The sequence below is a fragment of the Belnapia sp. F-4-1 genome, assembly GCF_000802185.1.
Lineage (GTDB): Bacteria > Pseudomonadota > Alphaproteobacteria > Acetobacterales > Acetobacteraceae > Belnapia.
Map to the genome: position 1 here is coordinate 4,711,573 of NZ_KN676113.1, position 20,685 is coordinate 4,732,257.

21 protein-coding genes are annotated in these 20,685 nt (G+C 69.6%); 8 read left to right on the top strand and 13 right to left on the bottom strand.

Going from position 1 to position 20,685, the window contains the following annotated elements:
- Positions 1–15: 15 nt before the first annotated feature.
- Complete coding sequence (locus LH62_RS22215; protein ID WP_043364350.1) at positions 16–909, top strand: PfkB family carbohydrate kinase; 894 nt, start codon at positions 16–18, stop codon at positions 907–909.
- Here LH62_RS22215 and LH62_RS32440 read toward each other — a convergent pair.
- From LH62_RS32440 to LH62_RS28655, 3 genes are read right to left on the bottom strand one after another with little or no spacing between them, the layout of a single operon-like run.
- Complete coding sequence (locus tag LH62_RS32440; protein ID WP_255360005.1) at positions 896–1,024, bottom strand: hypothetical protein; 129 nt, start codon at positions 1,022–1,024, stop codon at positions 896–898. The two genes, LH62_RS22215 and LH62_RS32440, sit on opposite strands and share 14 nt — an antisense overlap.
- Before the next feature lie 54 nt (positions 1,025–1,078).
- Positions 1,079–1,642, bottom strand: a complete 564-nt coding sequence (locus LH62_RS22220; protein WP_043364351.1) for a peroxidase-related enzyme — start codon at positions 1,640–1,642, stop codon at positions 1,079–1,081.
- Complete coding sequence (locus tag LH62_RS28655) at positions 1,639–2,103, bottom strand: hypothetical protein (protein ID WP_052214817.1); 465 nt, start codon at positions 2,101–2,103, stop codon at positions 1,639–1,641. The genes LH62_RS22220 and LH62_RS28655 overlap by 4 nt, the downstream gene beginning before the upstream one ends.
- Positions 2,104–2,806: 703 nt before the next feature.
- Here LH62_RS28655 and LH62_RS30545 point away from each other — a divergent pair.
- Positions 2,807–3,136, top strand: a complete 330-nt coding sequence (locus tag LH62_RS30545; protein ID WP_144404601.1) for a hypothetical protein — start codon at positions 2,807–2,809, stop codon at positions 3,134–3,136.
- 303 nt (positions 3,137–3,439) lie between these two features.
- On the opposite strand, the gene LH62_RS22230 is transcribed toward LH62_RS30545, so the two are convergent.
- The 7 genes from LH62_RS22230 to LH62_RS22260 all read right to left on the bottom strand — a co-directional run bounded on the left by LH62_RS22230 (position 3,440) and on the right by LH62_RS22260 (position 10,782).
- Entirely contained in the window at positions 3,440–4,189 is a 750-nt protein-coding gene (locus LH62_RS22230; RefSeq protein WP_052214818.1) for an ABC transporter ATP-binding protein, read from the bottom strand.
- The gene (locus tag LH62_RS22235) at positions 4,170–5,912 is read right to left on the bottom strand and encodes an ABC transporter permease subunit (RefSeq protein WP_052214819.1); all 1,743 of its coding nucleotides are present in this window, start codon (positions 5,910–5,912) and stop codon (positions 4,170–4,172) included. The genes LH62_RS22230 and LH62_RS22235 overlap by 20 nt, the downstream gene beginning before the upstream one ends.
- A 2-nt stretch (positions 5,913–5,914) precedes the next feature.
- Entirely contained in the window at positions 5,915–6,772 is an 858-nt protein-coding gene (locus tag LH62_RS22240) for a branched-chain amino acid ABC transporter permease (protein ID WP_043364352.1), read from the bottom strand.
- Positions 6,773–6,777: 5 nt separating this feature from the next.
- Positions 6,778–7,953, bottom strand: a complete 1,176-nt coding sequence (locus tag LH62_RS22245) for an ABC transporter substrate-binding protein (protein WP_201445570.1) — start codon at positions 7,951–7,953, stop codon at positions 6,778–6,780.
- A gap of 27 nt (positions 7,954–7,980) precedes the next feature.
- Positions 7,981–9,093: a mandelate racemase/muconate lactonizing enzyme family protein gene (locus tag LH62_RS22250; RefSeq protein WP_043364353.1), complete on the bottom strand. Its 1,113-nt coding sequence runs from the start codon at positions 9,091–9,093 to the stop codon at positions 7,981–7,983.
- A gap of 88 nt (positions 9,094–9,181) precedes the next feature.
- Entirely contained in the window at positions 9,182–9,964 is a 783-nt protein-coding gene (locus tag LH62_RS22255) for an enoyl-CoA hydratase/isomerase family protein (RefSeq protein WP_043364355.1), read from the bottom strand.
- Entirely contained in the window at positions 9,961–10,782 is an 822-nt protein-coding gene (locus tag LH62_RS22260) for an alpha/beta fold hydrolase (RefSeq protein WP_304413366.1), read from the bottom strand. The genes LH62_RS22255 and LH62_RS22260 overlap by 4 nt, the downstream gene beginning before the upstream one ends.
- A 31-nt stretch (positions 10,783–10,813) precedes the next feature.
- On the opposite strand from LH62_RS22260, the gene LH62_RS22265 reads away from it, so the two are divergent.
- The gene (locus tag LH62_RS22265) at positions 10,814–11,530 is read left to right on the top strand and encodes a hypothetical protein (RefSeq protein WP_082012726.1); all 717 of its coding nucleotides are present in this window, start codon (positions 10,814–10,816) and stop codon (positions 11,528–11,530) included.
- Positions 11,527–12,096 carry a protocatechuate 3,4-dioxygenase subunit alpha gene (gene pcaG, locus LH62_RS22270; RefSeq protein WP_043364356.1) on the top strand — a complete coding sequence of 190 codons (570 nt, stop codon included), beginning with the start codon at positions 11,527–11,529 and terminating at the stop codon, positions 12,094–12,096. Before LH62_RS22265 ends, pcaG begins: the two co-directional genes overlap by 4 nt.
- 6 nt (positions 12,097–12,102) lie before the next feature.
- Here pcaG and LH62_RS22275 read toward each other — a convergent pair whose 3' ends face one another.
- Positions 12,103–13,038: an NAD(P)/FAD-dependent oxidoreductase gene (locus LH62_RS22275; protein WP_043364357.1), complete on the bottom strand. Its 936-nt coding sequence runs from the start codon at positions 13,036–13,038 to the stop codon at positions 12,103–12,105.
- Between the two features lie 127 nt (positions 13,039–13,165).
- Here LH62_RS22275 and LH62_RS22280 point away from each other — a divergent pair, with 127 nt between their 5' ends.
- Genes LH62_RS22280 through poxB form a run of 3 tightly spaced genes read left to right on the top strand, consistent with a single transcriptional unit; the run spans position 13,166 to position 15,617 of the window.
- Positions 13,166–13,576 (top strand): acyl-CoA thioesterase, encoded by a 411-nt coding sequence (locus LH62_RS22280; RefSeq protein ID WP_043364358.1) that lies wholly within the window; start codon positions 13,166–13,168, stop codon positions 13,574–13,576.
- The gene (locus tag LH62_RS28660) at positions 13,573–13,890 is read left to right on the top strand and encodes a hypothetical protein (protein ID WP_052214820.1); all 318 of its coding nucleotides are present in this window, start codon (positions 13,573–13,575) and stop codon (positions 13,888–13,890) included. The genes LH62_RS22280 and LH62_RS28660 overlap by 4 nt, the downstream gene beginning before the upstream one ends.
- Positions 13,890–15,617, top strand: coding sequence for a ubiquinone-dependent pyruvate dehydrogenase (poxB, locus tag LH62_RS22290; protein ID WP_043364360.1), 1,728 nt, complete (start codon positions 13,890–13,892; stop codon positions 15,615–15,617). The genes LH62_RS28660 and poxB overlap by 1 nt, the downstream gene beginning before the upstream one ends.
- A 39-nt stretch (positions 15,618–15,656) precedes the next feature.
- On the opposite strand, the gene LH62_RS22295 is transcribed toward poxB, so the two are convergent.
- Positions 15,657–17,762 carry a PQQ-dependent dehydrogenase, methanol/ethanol family gene (locus LH62_RS22295; RefSeq protein ID WP_043364361.1) on the bottom strand — a complete coding sequence of 702 codons (2,106 nt, stop codon included), beginning with the start codon at positions 17,760–17,762 and terminating at the stop codon, positions 15,657–15,659.
- Between the two features lie 86 nt (positions 17,763–17,848).
- Complete coding sequence (locus LH62_RS22300; protein WP_160299869.1) at positions 17,849–19,012, bottom strand: CynX/NimT family MFS transporter; 1,164 nt, start codon at positions 19,010–19,012, stop codon at positions 17,849–17,851.
- Positions 19,013–19,276: 264 nt separating this feature from the next.
- Between LH62_RS22300 and LH62_RS22305 the strand changes: the two genes are divergently transcribed.
- Positions 19,277–20,605 (top strand): MFS transporter, encoded by a 1,329-nt coding sequence (locus LH62_RS22305; RefSeq protein WP_043364362.1) that lies wholly within the window; start codon positions 19,277–19,279, stop codon positions 20,603–20,605.
- Positions 20,606–20,685: the final 80 nt, after the last annotated feature.

Here is a 20,685-nt window from a genome sequence, read left to right on the forward strand (position 1 = left end):
GTAGACTGCGGGTCCATGCCCATCATCATCTGTCTTGGCCATCTTGTCGCCGATCACACCTTCTGGGTGGAAGATGTCCCCCAGCCGCCGGCGAAGCAGGTGGCTCGGCGCTACAGCCTGGGCGTCGGCGGGCTCGCCGCCAACGCCGCCATCGCCGTGGCCCGGCTCGGCGGCCAGGTCCGCTTTTGGGGCCGCGTCGGCGATGACCGCAACGGCGCCCCGCTGGCCGAGGAGTTGGCCGGCTTCGGCGTCGATACGGGCGCCATCCGCATCGTCCCTGGTGCCCGCACCCCCGTCTCCGCCGTGCTACTGGACCCGGTTGGCGAGCGGGTGGTCATCGCCTTCCGCGGCGAGGGGCTCGACCTCGACCCGAGCATCCTGCCGATGGAAACACTCGGTGAGGCTGGCGCCCTGCTCTGCGACCCGCGCTGGCCCCGCGCCGCCGAGGCAGCCCTCCTCGCCGCCCGCCGGCTCGGCATCCCGAGCGTCCTCGACGCGGAGAAGAGCGAGGCCCGACTCCTGGCCACCCTGGTCCCACTGGTCGATCACGCGATCTTCTCGCAGCCAGGCCTGCAAATCTTCGCCCCAGGCGTGGCACCCGCCGAGGGCCTGCGCCGGGCGCTCGCCTCCGGTGCCAGGCTCGCCGCCGTTACCCGCGGCGAGCACGGCACGCTCTGGCTGGCGGAGGGGATGGAGACCCCCGCCGAAACCCCAGCCTTCCCTGTAGAGGCGACCAACACCGCCGGCGCGGGCGACGTTTTCCATGGCGCCTATGCGTTGGCCCTTGCCGAAGGCATGTCCCTGCCGGATGCGATGCGCTTTGCCTCCGCCGCCGGGGCATTGCGCGCGCGAGACGGCGAAACTCCTGACCGCACAGCGGTGGAGGCGCTGCTGCTCAGTCGCGCTTGATGTTGAGCAACGCAACCACCCCTGTCCGACGCTCCATGCCCTGCCGCAGCACCGCGCCGAAGTCCGTACCATCCGCCCCGTTCGGCGCAGCGGCTGCCCGGCTGTCAAGGGCCACCTTATCGCCCGAGCGGCCCCGAGACCGCCTGTGCCAGCAGCCCGCGTCGGCGGATCACGGCATCACCGACCGGCCGAGCGACTGCATCAGCCGGTTGGCATTGGCGAACATGGCGATGGAGTGGATGAGGTCGAGCAGGTCCAGATCGTCGAGCCCCGCCTCCCGCAGCGGCGTCAGATCGGCCGCCCCGACGGCTTCCGGCTCTCGCGTAAGTTTCGCCGCGAAATCGACGATCGCTCGCCGCCGCGGCGACAACTCCGTCTCGAGCCCCGCCTCCAGCAGCCGCTCCATCACCTCGACCTCCTTGCTCAGCTCGGCGAAGCGCCGCGCATGGACGGAGGTACAATAGACGCAGCCATTGACGATGGAGACGACCGCCGTTGCCAACTCGCGCTCCGCCCGCGGCAACCCGCGCGGCGCATACATCACGCTGTTAAACAACGCCCCCCGCTCGCCAAGCGAGGCCGGATCCTGAGCAAGGGTCAGGAAATAGGTCGAGCGCCTTTGCGCCGGCGGGCAGGCCTCCAGCGCCGCCAGCTGCTCGGGAGTCGCGCTCTCCGCCTCGACGGGCGGGATGCGCGGCTCCCAGCCGACCTCCTGCATGGTGAAGCGGGTCATGCGCGCGCCTCCTCCTGCATTGCCCGCAACCCGGCGAGCAGCGTGACCTGGAACGGGATGAAGGCGACGAGCTGCGTCACCGCCACGATGTCCTGCGACGACATCCCCGCGGCCACCAGCGCGTCGATATCCGCCTGCCCGCATCGCTCCGGCGCCTCGGCCACCATCGCCGCATAGCGCAGCAGCACTTCCGTCCGCGCGCCCTCGGGCGGCGCCCCAACCTGCGCCGCCAGCGCCTCGCACTCGGCGAGAAGTGCCGCATTCCCCTGTTGCCGCGCTACAGCCAGCGCGATCGCCGCCCGCTCCCGCGAACTGACGCCACCCGGCACCTGGGTCAGCACCAGCTCCCGCCAGGCGCCCTGCGCATGCTGCCGGATCGCCTCCCGCTGCAGCCGCAGCGCGGCGAGCGGCGAGCCTGGCTCGATGCCGAGCAGCCGCTCGACCAAATCATCCTCGGCCATGCCGTAATCCCATTCTAGCCATCCATCGCCCAACGGTCCCGGCGTGGCGAAGGCCTTGAGCGCCACATAATGCGCCGCCCGGTCCTCGACGGATACAGCCTGGGTAATTGGCTCCGCCAGCCGCTTGGCGCCAGCGGTGACGGCGGGGATGTCCTAGGTCAGCTTCCCAGGGCTGAGCGTCGCCGGGTAGTTGAAGCAATGGATGCACCACAAGGCCGGGCAAGCCCCTGCACGGCGCTCTCAGAAATCGGAACCCGGCGCCCGGTCCGGTCAGGCGGCCGGTTCCGCCTGCTTCATGCCCGCTCCCGGCCAGAACGGATCGCCTTACAGGTAGGTCTGGGGGACCAGGGGGGCGAACTCTGGCCGCCTCGCCGGATCGGCCATGTGGCCCGTGCCGAAGATCAGGAAATTCGCGGTGAAGCATCGAGCCGCCGGCGCCCGCCGGCCTGTCTGTGGAGGGGCCGATCACTTGGTCACCCGACATGGGGCTTTCTCTCCTGCGGCGCGTCGTAACCCTGAAGGCGGAGCCGATCTCGCCGCTCCCAACCAAATTGTTTGATAACCGAAATTAAAAGCTCTGCCGTGCGATGGAAACCAGCGCAAAAAAGAACGCAAACCGCTATCTTGGCTTTGATCGTTGCTTAGATGCGATTGGCCATATGCAAATCACCAGCCTCACGCTATGCAAGGCGGCAGGCGCTAAATGAAACGTTTTAGCAACAGCACTTATTGGTCCGGTAGCCACCAACACGCAGCAAAGGGCTTATGGCCCAGGGAAACAGAAATAGCCCAAGGTACAGTGTTGTACCGCTTCATCGACATTTCCAAATCACCCTCGGTGATCGGCGCCGACGGTCCATGGTGGTTCGAGTACGAATATTATCAGATCATGAAAACTTTTGCTGAAAGGCACGGCTACTCGTTGGGATATTGTGCCCGGATCTTTGCTGCCATTCTTTACGAGTGGAGCGAAGTGAATGCCGTTGTCTGTGCTGAGGTGACCGATGGTCCGCTTAAGGTGTGGAAAGGATGAGGTAAACAGGTCGAAGCCAAGCAGAATGACCCACGGGATATAGCCGCTCCGCATGGCTCGATCACGGAGTCGTCTGTCCAATACAACCGAAAGATGACCCCCATGCAGGGTCGCCTCGAAGTCTTGCAGCTTTTCATTCCAGGTTTAGGAAAGCCCTATCATAAATTCAGCTCGCTCATGGAAATTAAAAGCGTAGAGCAAATTCGAACTGATTGACGAGCTGAAAATCAGTCGAGCCGTCTCCTTCCAAAGCTTAGTCGAAACAAGTCCGACGGGCATACGAGATCGCTAAATCTTCCAGAGCTAACCATGCAGCGCTGACGGGACTTCCTGGCCAAAATAGGCCAGCTCCAGTCGGTGTGGCAGATCAGGCTCGTCTGCCCGCGCCTCCAGCACCAAGTGGCCCTGCGCCATCGCCACCACGCGGTCCGAGACCGCCAGCGCCTTCTCGATCAGCTGCTCCACCAGCAGCACCGCCGTCCCACGTTCCCGCAGCGCCCGCACCACGCCGAGCACCCGGTCCACCAGCACTGGCGACAGCCCGGCCGAGGGCTCGTCCAGCATCAGAAGCCGCGGCCGCTGCACCAGCCCCTGCGCGACTGCCAGCATCTGCTGCTGTCCGCCACTCAGCGCGCCGCCCTTGTCCTGCCGCTTCGCCGCGATCTCGGGGAAATATTCGAGCGCCTCTTCCACCCGCCGCATCCGCTCGGCCCGCGGCACGTCGTAGCCGGCCAGCAGCAGGTTGTCGGTGACGGAGATCTGGGTGAAGACCCGATGCCCCTCGATCACATGCACCAAGCCCTGCCGTACCGCTGCGCGCGGATCACTCCCCGTCAGCTCCACGCCATCGAACCGCACCCGCCCCGCACTCGGCGGCAGCAGGCCGGAGATGGCGCGCAGCAGCGTCGTCTTTCCCGCCCCGTTCGGCCCGAGCAGCGACACCACCTCGCCCGCGCCGACCCGCAGGTCGATGCCGTGCAGCACCGCGATCTTCCCGTAGCCGGAGCAGAGGCCGCTCACCTCCAGCAGCGGCTTATGCTCCGAGATAGGCACTGACCACCTCCTTGTGGACGCGGATTTCGGCCGGCGTCCCCGCCGCCAGCACCCGCCCGAGATTGAGCACGGTCACGCGGTCGCAGATATCGAAGATCAGGTCCGCATGGTGCTCGACGAGCAGCACCCCCACCCCCTGCCGGCTGATGACGCGGATCAGGTTGCCGAGCCGCTTGATCTCCTCAACGGAGAGCCCCGCCGCCGGCTCGTCCAGCATCAGGAATTCCGGCCGCAGCATCAGGGCGCGCGCAATCTCCATGAAGCGCAACTCGCTATGCTGCAACCGGTCCGCCCGCGCCTCTGCGAGCCCCCCGAGCCCGACCGCCTCCAGCGCCAGCCGCGCCCGGTCCGCCATCACGCGCTCCTCCGCCCGCTGCCTTGGCAGCGACAGCAGCGCCTCGAGGAAGCCCGCCTTGCCCTCGACAGTCGCCCCGATCATGACATTCTCGAGCACGGTCGCCTCGCCGATCATCCGCGGCGTCTGGAAGGTCCGGGCGATTCCCCTCGCCGCCCGCCCCGAAGGCCGCCCCGCCGACAGCTCCGCCCCGGCGAGCGTCATCGCCCCCTCCTGGGGCCGGTAGTAGCCGGAGATGACGTTGAGCGTCGTCGTCTTGCCGCTGCCATTCGGCCCGATCAGCCCATGCACCTCACCCTGCCGCAAATCGAGGTCGATCCCGTCGATCGCCCTGACGCCGCCGAAGGCCAGCACGATCCCCTTGAGCGAGAGCACCGCCCGCTCCCCCCGCTCCCCGATCAGCGTCCTGAGCGCCGCCTCCTGCGGCCGGATCGCGCGGTCCTCCGGTAGCGGCCGCCGCCCGCTCCGATCCAGCAGCGCCGCGATCCCGCCCGGGATCGCCAGCACGATCACCAGCAGCAGCGCCGCATAGAGAAAGGTCGACCAGGCCGCGAGCGGCGCCGCCACCTCCGGCAACAGGGTTAGCAATATGGTTCCGAGCAGTGGCCCGAGGATCGAGCCGCGCCCGCCGATCAGGACGGCGATGAAGAAGAGAAGCGACAGGTCGAAGGTGAAGGCATCCGGCGTGATGTATGTCTGCAAGGTGGCGAACAACCCGCCCGCGAAAGCGGCCAATGCGCCGGCCAGTAGGAAGACCAGCGCCAGCAGCCGCGGCTTGGCGATGCCGCTCGCCTCCGCCGCCACTTCCGAGTCCCTGATCGCGACCAGCGCCCGCCCGAACCGGCTCCGCGCCAGGTTCGCCGTCGCCCAGGTGCAGACCACCGCAACGCCGAGGCAGAAATAGTAGAACCCCCAGGCCGTATCCATCGGCGCTGGCAGGCTCGGCCCGGGGATTCCGATGCCGCCCCCCGTCACATCCTGCCAGGCGAGCGTGATCTGCGTGACGATGGTGGCGAAGCCAAGCGTCGTCATGGCGAAGTAGAAGGTCCGCAGCCTGAGCGCCGGCAATCCGACGACGACGCCCGCGACAGCCCCCGCCGCCGCTGCGATGCCGAGCGCCGCGAAAGCCGGCAGCGGTTCCATCACGGTCCCCGCCGTAAGGACACTGGCGGTGTAGGCCCCGATCGCCAGCAGCGCGACATAGCCAATGGCCAGCTGCCCGGCGAAGCCGACGATCAGGTTGAGCCCCGCAACCAGCACCCAGTAGATGCAGGCCCGCGTGGCGATCAGCGCCCAGTACTCGTTGCCCGTCAGCGGCAGCGCCAGGGCAAGCGCCAGCAGCGCGAGGAAAGGCCAGAGCTTCGCCATCCTCACACCCTCCGCGCCGCTGGCGCCCCGAACATCCCCTGCGGCCGCGCCAGCAACACGATGATGAAGAGGGTGAAGACCGCCACCGAGGAGAAGATGCCCCCCACCATGAAGTTGGCCGCCTGCTGGAACAGCCCGAGCAGCAGCCCGCCAATCACCGCCCCCCGGTTGTTCCCCAAGCCCCCGAGCGCCACGGGGATAAACCCATAGAAGTTTAGCAACGGCCCGTTGGCGAAGAAGGCCAGCAGCAGCTGCCCGCCGGCGAAGCCCGCCAGCGCCCCCACCGCGCCGGCCAGCGCGTAGCTCGCCATCCGCAAGTTCCGCTCCGGCAGGCCGAGCGCGCGCGCCGCGAAATTATCCTCGGCGATGGCGACGAAGGCCCGCCCCACCAGCGTATAGCGGTAGAGATATTCCAGCCCGAGGATGGTTGCCGCGCAGGCCACGACCGGCAGCCAGTATTTCTCGTCCCAGATACCCGCCCCGATCCCGACGAGCCTGGGGAAAGGCTGCGGCTCCGTGCTCCATTCCAGTGCCGTCGCATGCTGGATCAGCAGCGCGACGGCCAGGGTCGAGAGCACGTAGAGATGCTGGTCGAGGCTCTTCAGCACCGGCCGCACCGCCACCACCTCCGTTACCACGCCGAGCAGCGCGCAGCAGGAGAGCGTCGCCAGCAGCCCGAGCGGCACCGGCAGCCCGAGCCGCAGCACGAAGAGCGAGCCGAACACGCCCCCCAGCATCCCGAGCTGCCCCGCGGTGAAGCTCATCACGCGCGAGGTCGAGAACATGGTGTTGTAGGTGATGCCGATCAGCGCGTAGACCGCGCCCACCGCCAGGCCCGAGGCCAGGATCGAGGCGAGCATGCGGCTCAGCCGTAGCCCGGCGCCAGCGCGAAGGTACCGTTCTTCCCCGTGGACGCCGCCGACATCACCACGTCGGAGACGGGGTAGCCGTTGTGGTCCTGCGCGGTGAAGCTGTACTCGCCGAAATAGCCCGGATACTGCTTCAGCGAATTCCAGTGGGCGATGATTGCCTGGTTGCTCGTCGCCCCCGTCGCCTCCACCGCCTTCGTCACCAGCTCGACGGCATCGATCCCGCAGGCGACCCACCAGAGCAGCGTATCCTGCAGGTTCACCTTGCCCTGCAGCCGCTGCACCAGCTCCTGGTTGCGCGGCGGCAGCTTGCCGGAGGCGTCGTAGCTGCAGCTCTTGTAGCCGATGGCATAGACCTTCTCCCAATTGGCCGGCTTGTCGATCAGCGCGCCGATCTCCCCGGAGGCCAGGGCCGGATGGCCGATGAAGGGCACGTCCCAGCCCATCGCCGCCCGCGTGTTCAGCAGTCGCGCGATCATCCCAGTTGAGACGCTCCAGATAATAATCGCCTGCGCCCCCGCATTCCGAGCCCGCAGCATGTCGGGCGTCATGTCCGGCTGAGTCGCGTCGATATTCGCCTTGGTGACGACCTCCGCCCCATCCTTCTGGAAGGCCGCAGCCGAGGCATTCGCCGCCGACACGCCATAGCCCGTCGTATCGCCGATCACCGCGACCTTCTTCACCTTGGCGATGTTCAGCGTATAGCTGCGCACCGCATCGTCCCATTGCGTGTTGGAGGGCGCGATGCGGAAGGCATTCGGGTATTTCACCGGGTCGATCAGGCTGTCCACGACGCAGGGATGGATGTTCGGCATCTTCGCCCGCGCCATGATCGCGGTGACGGCCAGCGACTCGCCGGAATTGGTCGGCCCCCAGATCGCATGCACGCGGAGCTGGCTGATCATCTCCTGCGTCGCGTTCACTGCCTTGGTCGGGTCGCCCTGAGTGTCGCGGGTGATGATCTCGACCTTCCGCCCCTTCACCCCGCCCGAGTTGTTGATCGCCTCCGCCGCCCACATCACGCCGCGATTGAAGCCGATCGCCGGCGCCGAGCTCGGCCCCGTCATGGCGGCGAGCCAGCCGATCTTGATCGGCTCGTTCTGTGCGACGGCCGGCATCGAAAGGCTGGTCGCGGCGGCTGCCAGGCCTAAGCCTCGGCGAGTGATGATCATGGGTGTCTCTCCCTTATGCTTCTTCGTTCACAGCGCGATGCGCACCGGCGCCCCACGCGTCACCTGTGCAAGCAAGGCCGGATCCGGCTCCACCCCGAGCCCCGGCCCGCGCGGCACCGCGACCGTCCCGTCCGGACAGCGCACCCAGGGGTCGAAGGGGTTCGGCTCCATCTCGAGCCACAGCACCTCGACCATCGGCCGCTCGACCAGCGCCGTCGCGACATGGATGGTGGCGACGAGCCCCGGCCCGAAATACGGGCTGTGCGGCATGACGGTGACGCCATGCGCCTCGCAGAGCGCGATCACCTTGCGCATCTCGCCGATGCCGCCGACCTTGGTGACGCTCGGCTGCGCATAGTCGATCGCGCCCGCCTCGATCAGCGCCTTGAAGCCGAACAGCCCCGCCGTGTTCTCCCCCGCCGACAACGGAATCCCGTACTGCCGCAACCCGGCGAGCCCCGCCGCATCCTCCGGCGGCCAGACCGGCTCCTCCAGCCAGAACAGTCCCTCGCCGGCCAGCGACCGCGCCATCTCCCGCGCGACCGGCGGCGTCCAGGCGCAGTTCACGTCGAGCATGATCGCCGCCCCCGGCGCCGCGCGCCGCGCGGCCACCACCGCCTCCCGCGTCACCTCATGCAGCTTGATGTGCCGGTAGCCCCGCGCCGCCGCCTCCGCCGTGTTCCGCGCGACGAGATCGAGATCCCCGCCATAGGAGAGCAGGCTCGCATAGGCCGGCAGCCGCTCCGGCGCCGCGCCCCCCAGCAGCCGCCAGACCGGCTGCCCGCAGCGCTTGCCCATGATGTCCCAGAGCGCGATCTCGATGCCCGAGAAGGCATAGACGAAGGCCCCGTTCCGCCCGAGCAGATGCGTCCCGTGCAGCACCCGCCGCGAGAGCCCGTTGATGTCGCCCGAGTCCTGCCCCAGCACCAGCGGCGCGACGATGCTCTCGAGCGCCGCCTTCGTGGTCGGGATCGCCGCATGGCCGAAGGCCTCGCCCCAGCCGACCAGCCCGTCCTCCGTCTCGACGCGGACGAGCAGCACCTCCATCCGGTCCCAGAGCTGCCCGGCGAATCGTCCATGCGGCCCGCCCATGGTGAAGGGCATGGACAGGACCGAGGTTTCGACGGCCGTGATGCGCATGGACCTGAATGTTCCCCCAAGCCCTCTCGCCGGGGCCGCGGCCGCATCCTGCGGCGGCCGGCCGCGGAGTTCAACCAGGGGGGGCGGATTACCGTCCCTTGAACACGGGCTTGCGCTTCTCGGCGAAGGCGCGCTGTGCCTCCTGCGTATCCTCCGTCCCGGCCAGCGCCACGGTCTGCGACTGCTCGAAGCGATAGCCGTCCTGCAACGGCAACTCCTCCGTCACCTGGAAGGAGCGCTTGGCCGCCCGCACCGCGAGCGGCACCTTCTGCGCGATCTCGCGCGCGATGCCCATCGCCGTCTCCATCAGCGCCGCATCCGGCACGCAGGCCGAGACGACGTTCATCCGCAGCAGCTCCGGCCCGGTGATGCGCCGCGCCGTCATGATCATCAGCCGCGCATCCGACTCGCCGAAATGCCGCCGCACATGCCGCACACCCCCGGCCAGCCCGACATCCACCTCGGTCATGGACAGGAAGGCGCTCTCCGCCGCCACCAGGATATCGGCCGAGAGCGCCAGCACGCAGCCCGCCCCGATCGCCGCGCCGTTGATCGCCGCGATCACCGGCACGCCGCATTCCGCCACGCAGTCGAAACCCGCCCGCACCATTCGGTTGTGCCGCGGATAGGCCCCAGGCTTGCCGGAAAGCCCCGGCCGCTCCTTCAGATCCGCCCCCGCCGAGAAGGCCCGCCCCGCCCCCGTCAGCACGATGGCCCGCACCTCCGCCATGTCGTGCAGCGCGTCGAAGATGCCGGTGATCTCCTCGCGGAAGCGCGCATTCTGCGCATTCACCGGCGGCCGCCGCATGGTGACGGTGGCGACATGCTCCGCGATCTCGACGGTGAAGCACTCCAGCCCCTCGAAGCTCATTCCTGTACCTTTCCCGCGAATCCGATCAGCGCCCGCGCCACCGCCTCGGGCTGCTCGGGCAGCAGCGCATGCCCCGCCCGCGCGACGACGACCATCTCCACCCGCGGCCCCAGCGCCTCGCGCAACCTGGCCTCGCTCGGCACCGGCGCGATGGTATCCTCCGCCGCCGCGACATAGAGCACCGGCACCCGCTCGGCGACGCGCTTCCAGGCGGCATCCGTCGCCGCCGTCGCTGCCCGCTGCATCCGCGCGACCGGCGCATGCCAGCCGGCGAGCCATACCCGCGCATCATGCCCCGGCGCGAAATACCCCCGTTGCAGATGCCGCAGCCGCTCCGCCTCGCCCAAGCGGGGGTCGAAGCTGCCATCGATCGAGGCGCGCACCGCCGGGTCGAGCACCGTGTCGATCGAGGCCGCCAGCAACGCCACGCCCCGCACCACCGGCGCCCTTACCACCGCCATCGCCCGCGCCACCCAATTGCCGAAGGCATGCCCGGCGACCACCGCCGGACTGCCGACGCCTGCCGCCGCCAGCGCCGCCGCCGCATCCTCGGCGAGGTCGTAGAGCGTCAGCCCTTCCATCGGCCCCTCGGAGCCGCCGATGCCCCGTGGCTCCGGCCGCACCACCCGGAACCCCGCCGCCGCCACCATCGGCGCGACCGCATCGAAATCCTCCGCCCCCCGCCCGAGCGAGGGCAGCAGCAGCACTGGCGCGCCCCTGCCCTCCGCCTGCCAGGCGATCCGCGCCGCGCCATGCGCCGCAACCCCCCGCTCCATGGCCGCCTCCCGCTGCTTTCCCCGCAGCATCGGCTCGGGCATGCTCCTCGGCAACACGCAGGGGGAGGACCCGATGCCAGAGGACGCGCTGCCGGCCCGCTTCGGCCCCCTGCCGCTCGGCATCGCCCCCATCGTCCCGACGCCCGGCTACCCGGGCACCTTCACCCACACACCGAGCCAGCCCCTCATCCGCCGCCCGCCCGGCCGCACCGAGGTCACCGGCCCGCTCGCCCTCCACCACAAGCTGCCCTGCGGCGAGGCCAACCTGGCGGAACCCACCCCCGGCCGCCCCGCCCTCGGCCAGCTCATCCACATCGCCGGCCAGGTGCTCGACGAGGATGGCCGCCCCATCCCCGACGCCGTCGTGGAGCTCTGGCAGGCCAATGCCGCCGGCCGCTACGCCCATGCCAACGACACCCGCTCAGCCCCGCTCGACCCGCATTTCATCGGCAACGGCCGCGTCCGCACCGATGCCGAGGGCCGCTACGGCTTCTTCACCATCCGCCCCGGCGCCTATCCCGTGCCCGGCGAGGCGGTGTGGTGGCGCCCGCCCCATGTCCATTTCTCCGTCCTCGGCCCCGCCACTCTCTCCCGCCTGGTGACGCAGATGTTCTTCCCCGGCGACCCGCTGAACCCGCTCGACCACATCCTCATGGCCGTCCCCGGCGCCGCCGCCCGCGAGCGCCTGATCGCCCGCGCCCTGCCGCCGGCCGAGATCGGCTCCGGCTGGCTCGGCTACCGCCACGACATCGTCCTGCGCGGCCGCCGCGCCACGCCCACGCTGCCATGACGCCGCTCTCCTCCCACACCATCGGCCCCTTCTTCCCCGCGGCCTTCTGCCGCGAGGGCGACAACGACCTCACGCGCATCACGCCCGACGCGCCGCCCAGCCGCCGCGGCATCCCCATCCGCCTGCATGGCCGCGTGCTGCGCGAAGGCGGCCTCCCCTGCGTCAACGCCATCCTCGAAGCCTGGCAGGCCGATGCCGCCGGCCGCTTCCGCCACCCCGCCGACCCGGACTGGCAGCAGGCCGACCCCGATTTCCTCGGCTGGGGCCGTGCCCGCACGGATGCCGAGGGCCGCTACGAGTTCCACACCCTGCTGCCCGGCGGCTTCCTCGACCGCGCCCCGCATCTGGACCTGCTGGTGATGGCCTCCGGCCTCATGCAGCCGGTGGCGACGACGCTCTTCTTCCCGCAATTCGCCGAGGCCAATGCGGCGGACCCGGTGCTCGCCCTGGTCCCACCCCCACGCCGCCGCCACCTGCTCGCCGCGCCCGACAATGCCGGCGGCTACCGCTTTGACATCCTCCTCCGCGGCAGCGCGGAGGAGGAGACGCCCTTCTTCGAGAGCTGAGCCGGGTCACACCCCGCCCTCTTCATCCTCCGTCGGCATCTCGCAGCGATTGTGGATATGCGTCGCGGCCACCGCCGCATGCCCCATCCCGACCACGATCTGGTCGAGCCCCCGCACGATGTCGCCCGCCGCATAGAGCCCTCGCACCGTGGTCTGGCAATGCTGATCGACCAGCAACGCCCCCGATTCATCCCGCTCGGCACCGAGGCTCAGCGCCAGCTCCGACCGGTAATGCAGCCCGAGCGCCGAATACAGCACCTCGAACCGATGCTCCGCCCCGCCGCCGCGCAGCGCCGCGATCCGCCCGTCGCGGATGTCGAGCCCCGTCACCGGCTCCTCCACCAGCCTGATGCGATGCCGCGCCACCACCTCGCGCTCCGCCTCATCCAGCGCGAGCGGCCGGCCGAGCGTCAGCAGCGTCACATCCCCCGAATAGGTGCGGGCGATGAAGGCCGCCTCGCCCAGCCCATGCGCACCATGGCCGATGACCGCGATGCGCCGCCCGCGCGACTCATGCCCGTCGCAGATCGGGCAGTAGCGCACCAGGCCGCGCCGCACCGCATCCGGCAGGTCGGGCAGCTCCGGCTCCACATCCACCGCTCCCGTCGCCAGCATCACCCGCCGCGCCGCGACCGTCCGCGCGCCGCCGTCCACCGCCTCCAGCACCGCGGCGAAGCCCCCCGCCTCCCGCCGCAACCCCGTCACCCGCGCCGGCTCCGGCCGGATGCCGTACCGCGCCAGATGCTCCCGCTGCAGGTCGAGGATCTCCGTCCCCGGAATGCCCCCGGCGAAGAAGGGGATGTTGTGGCTCGCCGGAATCCAGGCCGCCCGCGGCTCCCCCGCATCCGCCACCAGCACATGCCGGCCGAAGCGCGCGAGATAGAGCGCCGCCGTCAACCCGGCCGGCCCGCCCCCGATGACGAGGCAATCCACCTGTTCCACCTGAAATCCTTCACGCCCCGCGGCAGCGCAACGCGCTCTGCGGCGGAAGTTCCGGATGGTTGCGCGACGCGGGCGAACGCAGCCCCACCGCCCGAGTTAGGGCGATGAACCGAAGGAGCCACCACCCATGCCGGACGCCCCACCGGACCCCGCAGGCGGCCCGCAGCTGCGGACCATCGCCATGCCGCGCGACGCCAATGCCTCGGGCGACATCTTCGGCGGCTGGACCCTGTCGCAGATGGACCTCGCCGGCGCCGGCTATGCCGCCGAGCGCGCCCAGGGCCGCGTCGCCACCATCGGCATCGAGGCCATGCGCTTCCTCCGCCCCATCCTGGTCGGCGACGAGGTGAGCTGCTACTGCACCCCCCTCCGATGCGGCGAGACCTCGGTCACCGTCAAGGTCGAGACCTGGGCGCGCGGCCGCGGCCAGGGCCGCCGCCCGGAGAAGGTCACCGAAGGCGTCTTCACCTTCGTCGCCATGGACGAGCACGGCCATCCGAGCCCGCTGCCGCCCGAATCCCAAGGAGCCACGCCATGACGCTGTTCACCATCGAGGTCGCCGGCCGCCCCCTCCTCGTCTTCCCCGAGAAGAGCACCGAGGCCGCCGAGGAACTCGCCAACAACTCCATCGGCCCCGACCTGCAGGATTTCGAGGAGGATGGCGAGCCGCTCTGGGACGGCGAGGAGCCCCTGACCGTCCGCGCCGCCAACGAGCAGGAATCCGCCCTCTGGGACCAGGGCCTCGCCGAGGCGAAATCCTCCGGCGACTCCGCCGATTTCGACCCCGACAGCTACGCCGTCCTCCTCGTCGAGGTCGATGCGGAGGATGGCGACGAAGAGGACGAGGCCTGATGGCCCGCCAGTCGGTCGCCGACCTCATCGCCGACACGCTGCACAAGGTCGGCGTCCGGCGCATCTACGGCCTGGTCGGTGATTCGCTGAACGGCCTGACCGACAGCCTGCGCCGCAAGGGCGAGATCGACTGGGTGCATGTCCGCCACGAGGAGACGGCCGCCTTCGCCGCCGGCGCCGAGGCGCATCTCACCGGCCAGCTCGCCGTCTGCGCCGGCAGCTGCGGCCCCGGCAACCTGCACCTCATCAACGGGCTCTACGACTGCCACCGCAGCCGCGTCCCCGTCCTCGCCATCGCCGCGCATATCCCGACCGGCGAGATCGGCAGCGGCTACTTCCAGGAGACGGACCCTCGCCACCTCTTCGCCGAATGCAGCCACTATGTCAGCCCGGTGGCGACCGTCTCGCAGATCGGCCGCGTGCTCGACACCGCCATCCGCGAGGCGATCGGCAAGCGCGGCGTCGCCGTCATCGTCATCCCCGGCGACGTGGCGCTGGAGGAGGCCGAGGAATCCTCCCCCTCCCGCTGGATCGCGCCCGCGCCCGCCATCGTCCAGCCCGACCCCGGCGAGGTCGCATCGCTGGCCGAGCTGCTGAACGGCGCCGGCCGCGTCACCATGCTCTGCGGCGGCGGCTGCGCCGGCGCGCATGACGAGGTGGTGGCGCTGGCCGGCGCGCTGAAGGCGCCCGTCGTCCATGCCCTGCGCGGCAAGGAGTTCGTCGAGTACGACAACCCCTACGATGTCGGCATGACGGGGCTGATCGGCTTCTCCTCCGGCTACCATGCCATGATGGAGTGCGACACGCTGCTGATGCTGGGGACCGACTTCCCCTACCGGCAGTTCTTCCCGACCGAGGCCAAGGTCGCGCAGGTCGATATCCGCCCGGAGAATCTCGGCCGCCGCGTGCGCCTCGACCTCGGCCTGGTCGGCGACGTGAAGCAGACCATCGCCACCCTGCTCCCCCGCCTCACCCCGCGCGAGGACCGCCGCTTCCTCGACCAGGCGCTCGCCCACTACCGCGACGCCCGCCAGGGCCTCGACGAGCTCGCCGTCGGCCATCCCGGCCGCAAGCCGATCCACCCGCAATACCTGGCCCGCGTGCTCGACGAGGTCGCCGCCGAGGATGCCATCTTCACCTGCGATGTCGGCACGCCGACGGTCTGGGCCGCCCGCTACCTCAGCATGAACGGCAAGCGCCGCCTGGTCGGCTCCTTCTGGCACGGCTCCATGGCGAACGCGCTGCCGCAGGCGATCGGCGCGCAATCCGCCTATCCGGGCCGGCAGGTCATCTCGCTCTCCGGCGATGGCGGCTTCGCCATGCTGATGGGCGACCTGCTGACGCTGAACCAGCTCGACCTGCCGGCCAAGATCGTCATCGTCAACAACGGCACGCTCGGCTTCGTCGAGCTGGAGATGAAGGCCGGCGGCTTCCTCGACGCGGGGACGGAGCTGAAGAACCCCGACTTCGCCGCCATGGCCCGCGCCACCGGCATGCATGCCGTGCGCGTCGAGGACCCCGCCGAGCTGCGCGGCGCCCTGCAGGAGGCCCTCGCCCATCCCGGCCCGGCGGTGGTGGACGTCGTCACCAACCGCATGGAGCTGAGCCTGCCGCCCAAGACCACCTTCGAGCAGGCCAAGGGCTTCGGCATCTACCTGGCGAAGGCCATCATCAGCGGCCGCGGCAGCGAGGTGGTGGAGCTGGCCCGCACCAACCTGCTGCGCTGAACGCAGGCCGGGGGAGGACACCCGCCCCCGGCTTTCGCCTCAGTTCCGCCGCGCCGTCTCCGCCGAGCTGAGGATGAAGGCGCGAATCTGCAGCACCTGCGCCTCGTCCAGCCGCCCCGCGAAGCGCGGCATCCCGCTCCCGAGGAAGGCCCCTTCGAGCACCACCTTCGGCAGCTCCTCCAGCAGCTCCCGGTGCGCATAGCCGAGATTGGGCACGTTGCCGCCGTTGTTGACGCCCGGCGACCCGTGGCAGCCGGCGCAGTTGGCAACATAGAGCCCTGCCCCCGCCTGCGCGTCCTCGGCCTTGTAGGCGATGCCGCCGACCAGCGGCCGCCGCTCCGCCTCGACCACTGCCGGCATCGGCGCCGTGCCGCCGACGCGGAAGGTATAGACCCGCCCCGGCGTCACCCGGTCCGTGGCCCGCTGCACGATGCCATAGACCCCGCCCCAGCCGACCGCGATCGAGACATACTGCTCGCCATCGATCTCGTAGGTGGAGGGCGCCGCGACCACGCCGGAGCTCACCGGCACCTCCCACAGCTTCCGCCCGTTGCGCGCGTCATAGGCGATGAACCGCCCATCCGCCGTGCCCTGGAAGACGAGGTTGCCCGCCGTCGTCAGCGTGCCGCCATTCCAAGGCCCGCTGTAGTCGACGCCCCAGGCCTCCTGCTGCCGCACCGGGTCCCAGGCGACCAGCCGGCCGAAGGCCTTCGCTTTCGGATCGACCGCATTGAGGTAGAAGCCGAGGTTCCACCCAGAGGCGCTCTGGAAGCGCATCGGCGAGTTCGCATTCATCCGCCAGCCCTGGTCGGGCGAGAGGGTGAGCGGCACGCCGTGCACCGGCATGTAGACCAGGCCGGTCACCGGGTTGAAGGACATCGGGTGCCAGTTGCGCGCCCCATAGGCGGTCGGGATCGCCTCGAAGGGCTGGTCTACGCTCCGCGCCGCCGGGTTCTCGATCGGCCGCCCCTCGTTGTCGTAGCCCGTCGCCCAGTTCACCGCGGTAAAGTTGCGCGCCGAGATGAACTCGCCCGTCTGCCGGTCGATGACGAAGAAGAAGCCGTTCTTCGGCGCATGCATGACGACCTTGCGCCGCCGCCCGTCGATCTCGAGCTCGGCGAGGATCATCGGCTGGGTCGAGGTGAAGTCCCAGTGGTCACCCGGCGTTTCCTGGTAATGCCAGACATACTGGCCCGTTTCCGGGTTCAGCGCGACGATGGAGCCGAGATAAAGGTTGTCGCCGCCCGCAGGGCTGCGCAGGTTGCGGTTCCAGGGCGAGCCGTTGCCGGTGCCGACATACATCAGGTTCAGCTCGGGGTCGTAGGTCATGGTGTCCCACATCGTCCCGCCACCGCCGGCCTCCCACCAGCGGCCGGCTGGGTCCCAGGTGCGCATGGCCCGCGCCATGCTCTCGTCCTCCGGCGGCTTCGAGGGGTCGCCGGGGACGGAGAACCAACGCCACTTCTGCTCGCCCGTCGCAGCGTCATAGGCGGTCAGGTAGCCTCGCACGCCATATTCCGCCCCGCCATTGCCGATGACGACCTTGCCGGCGAAGACCCGCGGCGCCCCGGTGATGGTATAGGCCCGGCTGCGGTCGATGATCGTGTCCCGCTCCCAGAGCTTCTGCCCCGTCGCCGCATCGAGCGCGAAGAGCCGCCCGTCATAGGAGGCGACATAGACCGTGCCCTGATGAACCGCGACGCCGCGGTTCACGACGTCGCAGCACCCCCGCTCGCCATGCTCGCGCGGCACCTCCGGGTCGAAGGTCCAGAGCGGCTGCCCCGTCTTCGCATCGACCGCGTGGACGATGCTCCAGGAACCGGTGACATACATGACCCCGCCGACGACGAGCGGCGTCGCCTGCACCCCGCGCCGGGAGCCGAGGTCGTAGGACCAGGCCAGCCCGAGCCGCCCGACCGTTTCGCTGTTCACCGCGCGCAGCGGGCTGAACCGGTTCTCGGAATAGTTCAGCCCATAGCTCGGCCAGTCCCGCCCCGTGGCAGCATTGGCGATGATGCTCCGCTGGTCGACGGCACCCGTCGCGGCGCGGATGCGCTCTGGCGTCAGGCCTTGCGCGCCGGCCGTGCCGGCAAAGGCGCCGGCAAGCAGCGCCGCGAGTGCGGTGCGGTGCAGGGGCATGGACATTCTCCCTTCCTGTCCGGACCTTGGGGCCCGTTGCAAGGAAGCCTAGGCGCTCGTATACCCGTAGCGCAACCGGCGCGTGTGCCGCGCTACAGGTCCAGGCGGCGCGCAGCCAGCCGGCAGAACCATGCATGGATCACCGGCAGCAGGGCAACGAAGCCTGCCGCGACGAGCAGCGGCGCCGCCGGCACCTCCGTCACATCACGTGCCCATCCTGCCGCCGGCGGCAACCCGGCATGGCCGACATAGAGGCAGGTATAGAACAGTCCCATGCCGACGGCCCTGTTCTCCGGCCGCAGCGCCGCGGCCGGCAGCGCCATGATCACCCCGACCGGCAATCCCATGGCGAGTCCCGCCACGAGCAGCGGCCCGGAGCCGAAGCCAAGCCCCATCAAGATCAGGCATGCCGTCCAGAGCAGGCATCCGCCCGCCATCAGCAACACCGCTGGGACACGCCGCTGCGCCAGCATGCCCCCGGCCTGCACCGAGGCGACCGAGAGCCAGGTCGCCGCCCCCACGGCCAGCCCCGTCTGCGCCGGCGTCAGGCCGCCCAGCACCAGGAAGGTCGGGGCGAAGCCGATCGTCACCGCGAGACTGCCGTTGAGCCCGCCCCACAGCGCGCCCGCGAGGCAGACCAATGCCACTTCCCGCCCGGAGATGCTCCCCGCCACCACCGCGACGCCGGCGCCATCATTCGGATGCCTCCGATAGCCGAGCCGCAGCAGCAGCAGCGCCGCCAGGGCCAGCGCCCCCGTCGCGGCGAAGCCCGCCCCCCAGCCCGCCACGGCGGCGAGCGGCCCGAGCCCAAGCTGCGCCAGCCCGATCCCGATCGGGAAGGAATTCACGAAGATCGCCATGGCGAGTACGATGTCGCGCTGCCCGGCGAACCAGTCCGTCACCATCTTTGCCATCAGCACGTTGAGCAGCACCGCCCCCACCCCGCCGAGGAGCCGGCCCGCGGCAAGCCCCCCGAAACCGTTCGCCAGGCTGGCGAGGACCCCACCCAGCGCCATCAGCACCAGCCCCGCCGTCACCACCCGCATGTCGCCGAAGCGCCGCCCGAGAGCCCCACCCGGCAGCGCCAGCACCAGCCCCGGCAGGAAGTAGAGGCCGATGAGCGCCCCAAGATCGGCCCCGCTCAGCCCCAACTCCTCGACCAGCATCGGCGAGACCGAGGCGACGGACTGGAATTGGAAGCCAAGGCTCGTCCGTGCCGCGGTCAGCACGGCGAGCGCCCGCCATCTCGGGTCCATCGGCACCTCCATCCCCGGCGATGCCACAGCTTCGCCCGTGCCGGCCCCGGCGCCAATGCGAAACCGTGGCCACCGGCAGGGGCCGGCCTTGTCCACCGTCTGGAACCAAGCTTGCCGACCTACGCTTCCTTCCGGCACGCGGCCCTAGAGCATGGTCGCCGAAGGCTGGGGCCGGGGGCGTGAATCATGCGACGACACAACAAGCTGAACCATGATTCGCGATCCGGTCATTGCGGATCATGGTCCTGAGGAGAATCCAGCGCCATGGACGACATCGAGAAAACAACGATCCGCAAGGTGATGTGGCGGCTGATGCCCTTCCTCTTCGTCTGCTACTTCGTCGCCTATCTCGACCGGGTGAATGTCGGCTTCGCCAAGCTGCAGATGAACGCGGCGCTTGGCCTTTCGGAGGCCGCCTACGGCCTCGGCGCCGGTCTGTTCTTCATTTCCTACTTCCTGCTCGAAGTCCCCTCCAACCTCGCCCTCGACCGCTTCGGCGCCCGGCTCTGGATTGCCCGGATCATGGTCACCTGGGGCATCGTCTCCGCCCTCTTCGCCTTCATCGGACCGATCTCGGCGATGACCGGCCTTTCCAACGAATGGGTCTTCTACATCCTGCGCTTCGTGCTCGGCGCGGCGGAGGCTGGGTTCTTCCCGGGAATCATCTTCTACCTCACGCTCTGGTTCCCCTCGGTCTACCGTGCCCGCGTGGTCGCCCTCTTCATGCTGGCGATCCCCTTCTCCTCCATCGTCGGCGCCCCGGTCTCTGGCGCTCTTCTGAACCTGTCCGGCGGCGGCCTCGATGGCTGGCAGTGGCTCTTCATCCTGGAGGCGATCCCCTCCATCCTGATGGCGGTCGGCGTTGTCTTCTACCTGACCGACCGCCCGGCCCAGGCAAGCTGGCTCGCGCCTGAGGAACGCAGCTGGCTTCAGGAGCGCCTCAACGCCGAGCACGAGCACAAGCAGGCGGCCGAGCATATCAGCATCCGCAAGTCCCTCAGCGACCCGCGCGTTCTGGCCTGCGCCTTCGTCTATTTCTGCCTGAACGCGGCAAGCTACGGCGTCGCCTTCTTCCTCCCCACCATCGTCAAGGGCTTCGGTGTCAGCAACTTCGAGACGGGATTGCTGGCTGCCCTGCCCTTCGTCTTCGGTGCCATTGGCATGGTGCTGCTCGGCCGCAACTCCGACCGCACGCTGAAGCGGCGCGAGCATGTCTGCTTCGCCATGATCCTGGCCGCAGTCGGCGTGGCGGGGGCCGCGCTCGTCTCCGCGCCGGTGCTGGTACTCGGCCTGCTCTGCCTGAGCCAGATCGGTGTCTCGGCGACGCCGCCGCTGCTCTGGCCGATCCCGAGCGCCTTCCTCACCGGCACCTCGGCTGCGGCTGGGATCGCCGCCATCAACGCCATCGGCAACCTGTCGGGTTTCGCCGGGCCCTACATGATGGGCTACCTGCGGGATGCGACGGGCGACTTCACGGCGGGCCTGCTGGTGCTCGGCGGCGTCACCCTGGTCGGCGGCCTCGTCGCTCTGACGCTGAAGGTCAGCACCCACCTCGAGACGGCCGCTACGGCCAAGCCTGCGGCCGCGCTCTAAGCGCGGCCTATGGAGGTGAGGGAAAGCCTGGTGGCGGAGGGGATGGGATCCGAACCCACGATAGAGGTTGACTCCCTATA